The following is a 13,560-nucleotide window of genomic DNA, read 5'->3' as shown; positions in this document are numbered from 1 at the left end:
GACTCTGCAAAGTATATAAAATCAATTCTTCATTATGAAACACCCTTAAGCTATGGATTTATTGACTTATACCTTAAGGTAGAAATAAAATAATTTATTACATAAATGAACAATGGAAATGCCAAAACCATCATTCTGTATTCGCTTCCTCTTCTTAGAATCGGGAAAAATATCAGTATAAATAGTATTGTAAAATAAATAATGAAATTCAAACTATCTATTTTCCGTTTGTAAAACAACCATATTAATGATAAAAAGCCAACATGAACAATTAAGAAATTATACGAATATGTAAATATTTTAAATATTTTCCCAAAAATGCTAGCTTCATTAAAGGTGTATGGCAAATAATAAGTATACGACTGAAGAACAGTAAATTCAACCAAATATTTTAAGGGTGAAACTACATAATATTGAAAAGGGTAATTTTCTATATACCTATTTCTAAATTCATCTAATATTCGAACAACTTCGCTCTCATAAAAATCCCTTTGCTTTTTATCTAAATGTTTAAGATCAGCATCTTTGCTCAGTTCAATAATATAAGACTGTACTTTTCTCAATGTATCCTTAGTCAGATCTTCGTAAAATAAGGTTTCTGGAAAAATTTCTATTCCAGGCCTTTCAAATCCATACTTTTTTAAGTATTCGTCAGATGAAAACCAAGCTGCATGACTGTTTGGACTCCACGATAAGCCATCACCCCCAAATGATGAAATAAAATAACCTTTAGATTTATACCAGCCAGTAAAATCATAGCCTTTATATAGAGTACTTTGCAACGGGACAATTTTATGCTCAAACTTATAATTTCTAATGATCCAGGCTATGTCTGCTACAATAAAAGTTGAGGTAAAAATAAATGAAAGCAATATTACTTTTTTAAAACTCACTTTGTAGTGATGGTATAAGAGAACCAGCCAAAAAAGTCCAAAAACAGGTAACATATATGGACGTAGGAAAACACACCAGGAAAAGAACGCCCCTGAAAAGAACAGGTGCTTTTTGTCAAAATCCAATGAAATGGCTTTGTTAAAATAATAAAGGGAAAATATGAGTGAACTTGCGGCTAAGCTCTCTGTCATCAAAGCTGCATCATGCCTACTAACATATGTACAAAAAAGATAAATAAATAAAGTTGAATAAAAAAGACGGATGTTCGAAGTTCGCTTATAGACAAGCTTTGCCAGAAAAAACACCGATACTCCTGACAGGATTGTCTGAATAATTAAGAGTAAATTAAGCGCAATATGTTTTTCAAACAACAATCGCAATGGAAGATATAATACTGTCATTCCAGGCATTCTGCCCGCATAATTGTTTTCACCAAAATAATAGGAACCATGAGTTAATAAATTTTCTACCGGCTCAATATAATCCGGAGCATCCCCTGCATATTCATTATACAATTTAAAATCATGAAGCAGATTTGGATTCGTTTGATAAGCAAACGCAAATAGCATTGCTAATTTTACCAAAACAGAAAATGAAATTAGAATAACTTTTGTTTTCACCCTCATATATATAATTTTATACTTTTACAGACAATTGACACCTCTGTCAGAGATAATTCATAAAACATAGGTAGTCGAAGTAAGCAGTCAGCATATTGCTCACTATTCCGGAATTGTGAACTTTCATTTTTATCCTTATAAAATTTTGATTTATGCAAAGTCTGGTAATGAAAAACACTTGTTATTCCCTTTTCTTTCAAATATTCCATCAATTCATCTCTCGTTTTTGTATTATTTAGTACTATATAAAACATATGCGCATTGTTAGTGGCGTAGTCAGGAATAAAGGGCAATCGCAGCTTCCCATTTTCCTGAAGCACTTTTAAACCCTTGTAATAAGCAGTCCAAATCTTAAGCCTTTTTTTCTGGATTTCATCTATGTGTTCTAATTGGGCAAACAAAAAAGCCGCAATCATATCCGAGGGCAAAAAGGAGCTGCCAATATCCACCCAGCCGTATTTATCCACTTCACCGCGAAAAAAAGCGGAGCGGTTGGTGCCTTTTTCCCGGATGATTTCAGCCCTTTGGATAAATTGCTCATCGTTTACCACCAACATGCCCCCTTCTCCGGAAATAATGTTTTTGGTTTCGTGAAAGGAAAATGCAGCCAAATGTCCAATGCTGCCCAATGGTTTTTTTATACCATCCTTTCCGGTATAAAAGCTGTCAATGGCCTGGGCCGCATCTTCCACTACAAACAGATTGTGTTTTTCAGCAATAGTCATAATTATATCCATATCGCAGGCCACTCCTGCATAATGCACGGGCACGATTGCCTTGGTTTTGGGCGTGATCAGTGCTTCAATTTTAGTTTCATCCATCCCGGGATGATCTGCCCTGCTGTCAGCAAAAACAATTTTTGCTCCGCGCAGCACAAAAGCATTGGCTGTGCTTACAAAGGTAAAGGAGGGCATAATCACTTCATCCCCGGGTAATATATCAAGCAGAATAGCCGCCATTTCCAATGCATCGGTGCAGGAGGTGGTCAACAGGCATTTTCTAAAGCCGTATCTACTTTCAAAGAATTCGTGGCATTTTTTGGTAAATATACCGTCACCTGAAATCTTTGCTGACTTCACTGCTTCTTCAATGTATTTTGTTTCCTTGCCTGTAAAGTAGGGAACGTTAAATCCTATGGTTTTCATTTTAGTAGTTTAGCTATTCCAAAACCTGTTTTACCATACCCATTACCGTTATATAACATAAACCTATCGTCATTATAATCGAAAATAAAGGGATAACAAAGCATCTCAAAATCCCAGCCTGAATTTGAAGTATCTAACTTGATCAAATGATCTTTGCGAATCCAGGTTACTCCATCTAACGATTCAGCATATCCGATTCTATATGAATTACTTATTAAACCACCTCTGTATGAGTACCACATTTTATATATATCATCCTCTATTAAAATCCTGGGTACAGAAATAGCATATTCATTTTCATACAAGAAATTAATAGCTACTTTTCCCGGTCTTGCCCAATTAAAACCATCTTTAGATGTTATATATTTTATATGGTATTTATGGCGCAAATTTGAGTTGGATTTTTCCCACCCTATGCAATTTAAATACCACATCTTATATTGATTATCATCGTATATTACACAGTTTGAAGCTACGAAATGGGGTTCTTCTTTGTCTCTATCAAGAACCGGCCCCTTAAATTTTTTTTCAAATGATTGACCATTGTCGTGGCTAATAGCTAAGCCAATTGAATTCCTAAAAGGAACAGTAACTCCAAGATTCCAACCTATGTAATACATCCATAACTCGTTGCCATTTTTAATTAGGCAGGATGGCATAATTCCACTGTCATCAAATGTCCCTAAATTCCCAAGAGCGAGTTTAATTCTTAAAGGCTCACTTACAAGTTTTCTTGTACCAGGATTATAATCAATAAAAAAAGGAATTGATTGGTTATGCTTATTCCTGGAACTAAAAATAATTCTAAGAATATCTTTCTCTATCCAAAAACCACAGGGAACAGAAGAATGGGTCAAATTAGGATGGAATGAAGATATATCAAGTAAAAGTCCTAATTTATCCCAATTTTGCATTTTTTTTGTTTTTATTAATATAAAGTGCTTCCCCCCAGGCAGGGAAGCGTTTGTCGTTTTTATATAACTCATGATAAATTACAAACTCCTTTTCAAACCCGAATCCTTTCATCAATGAGTCCATTTTTTCTTCACTAATATAGTTTTCGTATAAATTTATACATTGGACTTCAACTATAACTGCATCGAACTTATTTATTGACTTTTCCGCACCTTTTATTGCAAAATAATCAGCTCCCTGAATATCAGAAACAAGTACATTATAATCCTCTAAGTTAATATTATTTTCATGTATTATGTTGTCGATTGTATTTGCAGGTACTCTTATGGTTTTAGAGGTTTTGAGCGATGTGACAATCTTGTCCAATTTATCCATTTTAAAAATACTGCTGGACTCTGTTCCATTGTTGCTTTTATGGATATAGAAATCAACAAAGCCTACTTTGTCGCAGACCGCATAGTTAAAAACACTGACATTTTTATCTTTTTTAAATTTTTTAGTTATGTATTCATATAATGAAGGGTCTGCTTCTACTAAAATAATTTTTTGGAAACCCAAAGCTAAATATTGATCAACTTCTTCTCCCTTATGGGCACCAATATGGAAAACACCTGTTGGGGTGAATTTTTTTAATCTTTCAAATATTATCTGAATATCTTCCTGGTGATTATCATTCTTAATTATGGTATCAGGCATGTTAAACTTGTTTTGGCTTAATATTTTTTTCATTTGGATAATCTGAATATAAAAATAATGGTAATAATATCCATCTACCATCATTTGTATCCGGGGAATATTTGACATCTGGATCGATAGGATCTACACCATGAAAAATAGCTGGAGATATTACAATCATGTCGCCTATATCAGTGTATGAGTCTAAATAAAATTTCTCACTATTTTTATTCTTTCTCGCAAATAATCCTCCTGTCTTAAAATCTACTCCATATTTTGAACCTGCAATTAAGGTCTGAATTTGTGCAAATGGGCCATCAGGGTCTATGTGTTCTGACTGATAGCCACCACCTCTTGGATAATGGTGAACATTTATTCTGGGAACAATTCCATCAGAGGGTATATTTTCTAAAAATTCTTCTTCTTTAAAACCTGCAAGTTTATTTTTTATTAAAAAAATATCTCTCATATGAGAAAATATGTCCTTATTTTTATTGACATAATTATGATGGTAAAATCCATGGAACTTTTGTTTTACATAGGCTTTAGGATAATTATCATGAAGCCTGTGATAATCAGGGCAATCATCATAAAAAGGATGCCATGATGCATCTTCTGCCTGACCCCAATTAAAACAACTATTCCTTAATCCCGTAACAAATTCCTCAGAATAAAATTTTTTCACAATATACGCCTCGGGAAGTGCTATTGATTCAAGGAAACTTTTTTTATGGTTTTTTATTAACTGAAAGAATTCAGTTCTGGATATTGCGTTAACTTTCATGCAAAAGTTATTTAATTAAAATTAATTTTTTCATCAATAATGTATAAAGGGCGCTCTTTGGTTTGTTCAAATATTTTACCAACGTAAAGACCTACTACTCCCTGTGCCAGCAGTATTAACCCTGTTGAAAATAGTATTGCAACAATAATACTTGACCAACCTGTCATAAAATCTATAAAAGACTTCATTATAATAATTAGTATCGCAGCAAAGAATGCCGAAATTGATATAAAAACCCCTAAATACATAACAATTCTTAGCATTTTATCCGAATTGGAAATCCAGCCATCCCATACCATATTCATAAGTTTCTCTACACTATAAGAGGACTTGCCTTCGAATCTATCTTTATGTTTTACTTCTATGTATCCAACTTTAAAACCCACCCATCTTATCACCTGCCCCATTAATCTTGGCTTATCTTTCAAGTCAGTTACTGCATCTGCTACTTTTCTATTTATTAAATATAATGAGCCGTTTAGAAGAGAGAACTCTTCATTGGACAATAAAGAAAATAAGGATTTGTATAGTTTAGATAAAATTCTTTTTAATAGGGGGTGTCTCCTTTTCGATCTAATTGTAAAAACAGTATCATAACCTTCCCTAGTCTTGTCTATTAATTTTTGTATATCTTTTGGATCATCTTGCAAATCACAGTCCATTACAACAATAGAATTACCTTTAGATTCTGAAATGCCTGCACTAACAGCATGATGTTGCCCAAAATTTTTACTTAGCTTAATTCCTTTTACTTGCTTAAATTTCAAACAATTTTCTTGTATTTTTCGCCAGGAATTGTCAGGACTACCATCTTCAACAAGTATTATTTCATAATTAGAAGTGATTTGCTCAAGGGAATCTATTAACTGTCTTACCAGCTCATCAACAATTTTCTCAGCACCATATACAGGGCTAACAACTGAAATTTCAGGTTTCATGTGTTTAAAATTAATTTTCAGCGGTCACACCAGCCTTTGCCGGCAGGCAAGTGGAACTCGCAATGCCAAAAAATATTAACCATGATTATGTGTGTTAATTTTTTTTGGTATGTTCATTTCATTACAGTTTAATTTGGTTGCTTTTCTTTTCCAGTTTTATAGAACGTGCCGGTACGTAAATATCACCCTTTTCGGTATCTTTTGTTAAGACAGCCCCTGCGCCAATAATATTCTCAGGACCAACTTCAACCTGATGACCAATTGTTGAGTTCACACCAATAAAAGAGTATGAATTAATTTTACAATGACCGGAAACTACTACGTGAGAACTAATAAAAATGTGATCATTCAATATGCTATGGTGACCAATATGATTGCCACTCCACAACGTAACATTATTGCCGATCTTAACAAATGGCTGTATAGTATTGTCTTCAAAGATAAAGCAGTTGTCACCACATTTAAATTGGGACATGTATGAGCATTTAGAACTTACGTATGACACAAGTTCATACCCCATTTTTTTGGCTTCATTATATTTTTCAGCTCTGATTTTGTTAAGCCCTGAATAACTTAATGCAATAAACATTTTATACTCACTTGGAGGGAATTTCAATTCGAGTTCCTCAAAAGGAATTACAGGTTTATCCTCAAAGCTTTCGTTTTTTTTATATTTTCCATCTACCGTAAATGCCATTACTTCATGCTCACTGTCAATAGAGAAATAGTAATTAGCTATTTGGGCAATATCCCCTGTTCCAAAAATGATAATTTTACTCATGTTTATTATTTTCTTACAATTATGGTAAATTCATAAAGTTGATAATCATGTAAAAGTGCAACTTCCTTAGAATATTTCGTTTTGCAGAGCTTGAAAAACTTCTCTGGTTCAGCATAATAAAGATGGTCTCTCATATACTCCTTGTCTGAGTATGATGTTAATATATTAAAGGCAAATCCTAATTTACTAATTTGGTCAATTTGGTCAAGGGTAGAGAGTACATAATCTTCCCATTGCTTAATTGGTCGATGCTGCTTCACATTAAGCAATCCACTTGCTACCACATAATCTGCTTTAAAACCATTGGGTAAGCTATTCAGCCACTTGCCACTGTTTGAATGAATTTCTTTGGCTTTCTTTATCATCTCTTCAGAGATATCATAGCCAGTATAATCTGCTTTGATTAAATGTTCATTTAAATAGCCTAACATTGAACCATAACCACAGCCATAATCCAATAATGAAAATGGTTTTTTTATATCAGGAATCAATTTTAAAAGTTGTTCGAATCTAATAATTTGAGATTCTGTACCATTCCAATCGGCTCCTTTAGGAGAGGCACCATATGAAAGCACCTTTTCTGTATAGTACTTATTAACTTCTTTTATCAAGTCTTTATTCATACAGTCTTTTTTAAGAAATAAGGGGTATCATTACCTTCATTCATAATAAGGTCAATGATACTTACGCCATGGACAAACTCTCCATGTAATTGTCTGTAAGTTGGAAAGCCCTGAAAATCCCAATAATGCACATTGATATCCTCCTCTGAAAACTTGTTTATATCAATATAAGATTTTGCTGAATCGCCAGTATAATAATCTGTAACTTTAAGTTCTTTACATATATTTACCAACCTTTGTGTTTTATCTTCTGGTAAATCAAACTCTGAAGAAAACCGGATATCTGTTTCTATACCTAAGAACTCATTTATATTTTTGATGAAATACAAATTGATGTCAGTTAAAAATTCATATTTACAATTCATGTATAAAGGTTCCAACCAAATGCTCATTTCCTTAAAACATTTTGCATCCTTGTAGTTTTGCTTAATGGTATCCCAATGTGATTTATTCCATCCACTTTTGGCAATTTTGGCGTCTTTTATTTTTTGATAATATTTACCTTTAACGTCAACTGGTATGGTTAACCATTTTAAACCTTGCGGGGTTTTAATCAAGTTTCTGTTCCTCCAATCTCTTCGGGTATATTGGACATCATCATAAACTACATAGGTATCTACTTCATCAATACTGTAAAAATATCCTTTCCATGGTATATAATTCGACTGGGTAATTATACCTTTTTTTTGCATTTAGAATAACTATTTTTTTTGAAATTGCATTAATTAAGAAAACAATGTGTTTAGCTTAAAACAAGGCTTTTTATTTTTTTGTAAATTTACAAAAATAAGTTTAGCAAATGACAAGTACTGTAAGGTTCCTCTTAGCTGTTTTTGCACTATTATATACTTACAATAAGTCATATTGTCAGTTTACACCCCTTGATGTTTCAGACCTATCAGTTTGGTTATCCGCAGATTCCGGGGTGACTTTGACTGCTGGAGAGGTTAGTCAGTGGTCAGATTTAAGCGGAAATAATTTTCATGCTCAATCTACTCCCGGTAACGGGCCTACGCAAATTAACTCAGTCCCTCTTCTTAATAACAAAGCTACAATTTCCTTTGATGGAAGTAATGATTATCTCGATGGCCCAATAATTCCTGGTATAAATACCTCTTCAGTTTCTGTTTTTATAGTAACAAAAGGAAATAGTCAAACTGGCTCTGCTGCCGGCATATTTAATATCGGAGCTCTTTCTACAGGAATGTGGATTTATCGAAGAATGTTTAGCGAACGTTACACATTTATCAATAATGTTGGAAGTAATAGTCAGGTGTTAGATATACCAAACAGCATGCCGAATTCAGGGTTCCCCTATAGAATTCATGGCATGGTTAAATCATATAGTAGTAATACCAAACTGTTTATCAATGGCGCACAAAGCGCAATTTCAAATAATGTAAGTCTGTCAAGCTCTTTTACCAATGACAATTACATTATTGGTTTTGCACAAGGTTTTCAATACTACAATGGGGAAATTGCAGAAATAATAGTGTACAAAAAAGAATTGAGTTCACAGGAGAGGTTACAGATAGAAAACTACCTAAATAACAAATATGCCCCGCCTGTGAGTCTTGGCCCGGATATTTTTATCCCTTATAGTTTATGCGATACAACAATTACAGCGGAGAAAGCATGGTATAATTCTTACACTTGGAGCACTGGGGAAACAACACCGTCAATCAATGTAAATTCAACTGGAATTTATTCCGTTACAGTCAATAATATATTTAATCAATCTTCTACTGATACAATACAAATATTTTTCCCAAATTCTGACTTAAATCAAAATGATACCACAATATGCCTTGGAGATACACTTAATACAGAACCCCAACTTTCAAATGCCCCTTATTTTTACGAATGGAATACAGGAGATACTTCTTCCAATTTAAATATCGCATCTGATGGCATGTATTCTGTTAAAATAACTGATTCTACTGGTTGTTATGTATACTCTGATACAGTTGAAGTATCTGTTGATACGTTCAAAAATTTAGTTTCTATTGGTTCGGATACTAATCTTTGCGCTGGAAACCTGATAGGTTTAATTTCACCATCATCTAATTTAGAAAATTATACTTTTAGTTGGTCAAATGGTGATACGACAAATAATATTAGTATAGATACCTCTGGTAGTTATAGCATAGCAGTTACTAACCAATTTGGATGCATTGGGAAAGATACCATCTATGCTAATATTATTGGCAACGCCCCTATTGTATCATTTAACAGTGACTCTTTATGTTTGGGTGAAACTTATTCCCCAACAAATTCTTCATCGACAACTGATACTTCAACTATAGTTTCATTTGTCTGGGATTTTGGAAATAATGATACAGATACTTCAACTAACCCATCTTATATTTTTTCCTCGCCTGGAATTCATACTGTAACATTAACTGCAACCACTTCTGCAGGGTGTGTCAATTCTACTACAAGGGATGTATTAATATATGATTTACCATTTGCAAATTTTTCAAATGATACGGGTTGTGTATCAAACCAATATTTTTTTATTGATTCAAGCATTGCTCCTTTGGGTGCATCAATAAATCAATGGTATTGGGATTTTGGTGATGGTTCATCTTCTGTTTTCTCAAACCCCTCACATACTTATGCGGTTGATTCAATTTATGATGTTGAATTATTTGTAACTACAGATCAAGGGTGTAGTGATACTTTATCTAAGCCTGTTAATATAGTTTCAACTGCTGCTAAACCTTCTAAACCTGATTTATTATATCCAAAAAATAACGATCAATTAAGTGATTACTCAATTGATTTCACATGGAACGTAGTAAACAATGCTGTTCGATATTCTCTTTTGGTTGATACCAGTAATGCATTTACAAGTGCACAAACATATACCAACATTACAGGTAACAGCATAAAAATAAGTTTGCCTGGTAACCAAACTTATTTCTGGAAAGTAATTGCTTATAACTATTGTAATGATTCAACCAATTCAGAATTTTCAGAATTTTCAGTCTTTTCCCCTTCTGATTTGAATGGGTTAACTCTATGGTTAAGAGCGGATTCAGGTGTTGTAATGACATCTGACACTGTTAGTCAGTGGTCTGATTTAAGCGGAAATGATTTTCATGCTACTCAATTAAATACCCCAAATAAACCTGTATTTATTCCATCTGTATCAGAAATTAATAATTATCCAGCTATATCCTTTGATGGTGCAAACGACTTTCTTAATGGACCACAAATTCCAGGATTAGACACTAGTTCAATTTCTATTTTCATAGTTACAAAAGGAAGGAGCCAAACTGGTGTCGCTGCTGGTTTGTTTAATATTGGCGATAATTCAAATGGTATGTGGTTGTACAGAAGGATGTTTAGTCAACGATTCACATTTACAAATAACAATAGTGGCAATAACCAAATACTAGATGTAAATAATAGCATGCCCAATACTGGCTTTATTTATGGGCTCTATGGGATGATTAAATCATATGAAACAAATACCCGACTTTTTATTAATAGCTCTCAGAGAGCTATTTCCAATAATACAAGTCTTTCGGGTACTTTTTTAAATGACAATTATTTGATAGGTTATGCACAAGGTTTCCAATATTTCAATGGTAGTATTGCTGAAATAATTTTGTTCGATAAATCCCTTGACTCTACAGAGCAAAGACAAGTTGAGTCGTATATTTATAACAAATACGCTCCACCGGTTAATCTTGGCCCGGATATTACCATTCCTTATGGCTTCTGCGATACCACAATCTCTGCCCAAAAAGACTGGCTCACTTCTTATTTGTGGAAAACTGGAGACACTACTGCTTCTATTGATATTCCCTTTCCGGGCGGCAAATTCTGGATAGAAGTGACAAATATTTTTGGTGTAGTATCTTCAGACACCATCAATATCAACTATGATATCACTACCTTCTCAGGCGACACCAGTATCTGCCTGGGCGACACCCTCACCTACAACACCCAAATCAACAAATCCATCTACAATAATTTCGAATGGAATGACGGGGATACCAATACGGTGAAATACATTACAGAAGCGGGTTTTTATTATTATTCGGTACAAGATACTAATACCCCTAGCTGCAGCTTTACCAGCGACACCCTATTTGTACATATAGATTCCTTTGCATTGAGGGATTTGCTGGAGGATAGCGCCAGTCTATGTGCGGGAAATAGTATCGGGGCTATTGACACTATCGGTATTGTGGGTTACAACTGGTCGCCCGGGGGCAATGATCCCACTACTACTGTTACTACAGCCGGCTATTATTACCTGACTGCCACCAACAGTTTGGGTTGTATTGCCAGCGACAGCATTTTGATCAATATAAAGGGCGATGCCCCGGTGGTCAACTTTGCGGTGGACAACAATTGCGAGGGCAGTGCCGTGGAATTTACCGATCAGTCCACAACAAATACGGGCAGTATTGTGTTCTGGCAATGGAACTTTGGCGATCAAAGCAGCGCCCAGGATGAAAACCCCACCCATGTTTACGATACTACCGGCACCTACACCGTTCAGTTGACGGTAGAAACCGACAGCGGCTGTACCGGAACGGGAAGCCAATCAATTGCTGTCAAGCCCCGGCCTATTGCCAATTTTATAAACAATACGACCTGTGCCGGTCAGCCGGTGACTTTCCAGGAGCTCAGTGCTCCACCTTTTGGCAGCTTTATCCTCGACAGAACATGGTATTTGGCCAATGGCGACACCGCCCATGTCATGAACCCGGTGGTACAATACGACTCAGCCGGCAGCTATCCGGTTTATCATATCGTAATTGCCGGCAATGGTTGTAGCGATACCCTTATGAAAGAGGTGGATGTCTTTCCGGCCATTAACCCTGCCATAGAAGCAGAAAACCTCTGCCTCGGTACAGATGTTCAGTTTTTTGACGCTTCCCCCAATTTTTCCAATACAAGTTGGTTCTGGGAGTTTGGGGATGGCAAAACATCTACCCAACAAAATCCAAAAAACAATTACATCCTTTCCGGCCAATACAATGTAGAGCTTACCGTAAGCAATGCAATAGGCTGTACGGAAAGCACGAGCAAACTGATAACCATAGCACCGCAACCACAGGTCAGCTTTTTGGCAACAAGTTCCTGCCCGGGAGTACCTGCCCAATTTTCAGATCAAACGGAATTGATACTTGGAGATTCCATTATTGCCCGCGTTTGGACTTTTGGCGACAGCAGCTTTATTTCGCGCCTGCCCAATCCCATACATACATATAGTGATACCGGCACTTATAATGTGACCCTTGAAATAAAGACCGAAAAAGGCTGTGAATCAGCTGCAACTCAAAGTGTAAATGTGCTCGAGGGACCGGAGGCTGCATTTAATTTCAGTCCGACTTTCGGTGGCGCGCCCCTTGAAGTGAGCTTCAACAATCAAAGTATTGGCGCCACGGACTATTACTGGAATTTTGGTGATGGTTCAGCAATTGACAGTACGCCCGAGCCCGTTCATATTTATACCGGTGAAGGAGATTACGGGATTGTACTTGTAGCAGAAAGTGCTGCCGGATGTACGGATACTGCTTTCAGTTCTATTTTTATTACAGATGCGCTTTACGACCTGATCATTATGGATCTGCTCACTGAGCGCGATGTGAATGAAGATTGTAGTTATAGTTTGTCAACTGCTGTCCGCTTCGCCAACCAGGGCACCTTACCCATTACTTCGGTAAAATTCACCCTGCGCTTAAATGAAAAAATTTCCATCAGTGAAATATGGGAAGGAAACCTACAACCCGGGGATATTGCGGTATATGAATTTACTTCCGCCACTGAAATCCTCGACTGCGACCAGCAATTTTATCTCTGCGTAAACGCGACCTATCCCGATGGGAATGCCGACCAAACTCCGGCCGACAACAAAAGCTGCACAAGTGTGAAACCGGAAATAGTAGTTGGTAGTCTTTTTCCCAATCCCGCTAAGGACATACTTTCTCTGGATCTTATAGCTCCGGCCGCGGCCAATATTAAAATTGAGCTGATCGCATACAATGGGGCGCAACTCGGCACCCTGGTCGATGAGGAAATCCCAAAAGGCTATTCGCACTTTGATTTTGATGTGTCAATGCTGGGAACAGGCGGCTATATCTTAGCCATTACCTACAGGGAAGAAGAAATTTCCAGGAAGTTTGTGGTTTTGAAATAAGGGATTAGCAAAGGGCTATAGG

10 protein-coding genes are annotated in these 13,560 nt (G+C 35.7%); 1 reads left to right on the top strand and 9 read right to left on the bottom strand.

Features of this window, described 5'->3' with window-relative positions; translation table 11 throughout:
• Positions 1-50 precede the first annotated feature (50 nt).
• The 9 genes from WD048_07205 to WD048_07165 all read right to left on the bottom strand — a co-directional run bounded on the left by WD048_07205 (position 51) and on the right by WD048_07165 (position 8,067).
• Positions 51-1,514 carry a hypothetical protein gene (locus WD048_07205; protein ID MEX0811988.1) on the bottom strand — a complete coding sequence of 488 codons (1,464 nt, stop codon included), beginning with the start codon at positions 1,512-1,514 and terminating at the stop codon, positions 51-53.
• A 2-nt stretch (positions 1,515-1,516) separates the two neighbouring features.
• Positions 1,517-2,659 carry a dTDP-4-amino-4,6-dideoxygalactose transaminase gene (gene rffA / locus WD048_07200; protein MEX0811987.1) on the bottom strand — a complete coding sequence of 381 codons (1,143 nt, stop codon included), beginning with the start codon at positions 2,657-2,659 and terminating at the stop codon, positions 1,517-1,519.
• Complete coding sequence (locus WD048_07195; GenBank protein ID MEX0811986.1) at positions 2,656-3,573, bottom strand: hypothetical protein; 918 nt, start codon at positions 3,571-3,573, stop codon at positions 2,656-2,658. Before WD048_07195 ends, rffA begins: the two co-directional genes overlap by 4 nt.
• Entirely contained in the window at positions 3,557-4,270 is a 714-nt protein-coding gene (locus tag WD048_07190) for an FkbM family methyltransferase (GenBank protein ID MEX0811985.1), read from the bottom strand. The genes WD048_07195 and WD048_07190 overlap by 17 nt, the downstream gene beginning before the upstream one ends.
• Before the next feature lies 1 nt (position 4,271).
• Positions 4,272-5,033, bottom strand: a complete 762-nt coding sequence (locus WD048_07185; protein MEX0811984.1) for a hypothetical protein — start codon at positions 5,031-5,033, stop codon at positions 4,272-4,274.
• Positions 5,034-5,044: 11 nt separating this feature from the next.
• A complete protein-coding gene (locus WD048_07180; protein MEX0811983.1) occupies positions 5,045-5,971 on the bottom strand; it encodes a glycosyltransferase in 927 nt (308 codons plus the stop codon).
• Positions 5,972-6,092: 121 nt separating this feature from the next.
• Positions 6,093-6,752, bottom strand: a complete 660-nt coding sequence (locus WD048_07175; GenBank protein MEX0811982.1) for an acetyltransferase — start codon at positions 6,750-6,752, stop codon at positions 6,093-6,095.
• Positions 6,753-6,757: 5 nt separating this feature from the next.
• Positions 6,758-7,375 (bottom strand): class I SAM-dependent methyltransferase, encoded by a 618-nt coding sequence (locus tag WD048_07170; protein ID MEX0811981.1) that lies wholly within the window; start codon positions 7,373-7,375, stop codon positions 6,758-6,760.
• Complete coding sequence (locus WD048_07165) at positions 7,372-8,067, bottom strand: WbqC family protein (GenBank protein MEX0811980.1); 696 nt, start codon at positions 8,065-8,067, stop codon at positions 7,372-7,374. The genes WD048_07170 and WD048_07165 overlap by 4 nt, the downstream gene beginning before the upstream one ends.
• Positions 8,068-8,174: 107 nt before the next feature.
• Between WD048_07165 and WD048_07160 the strand changes: the two genes are divergently transcribed.
• Positions 8,175-13,538, top strand: a complete 5,364-nt coding sequence (locus WD048_07160; protein MEX0811979.1) for a PKD domain-containing protein — start codon at positions 8,175-8,177, stop codon at positions 13,536-13,538.
• Positions 13,539-13,560: the final 22 nt, after the last annotated feature.

Source organism: Chitinophagales bacterium, from assembly GCA_040877935.1.
GTDB lineage: Bacteria > Bacteroidota > Bacteroidia > Chitinophagales > CAIOSU01 > JBBDNB01.
This window is presented reverse-complemented; position numbering and strand designations above follow the sequence as displayed.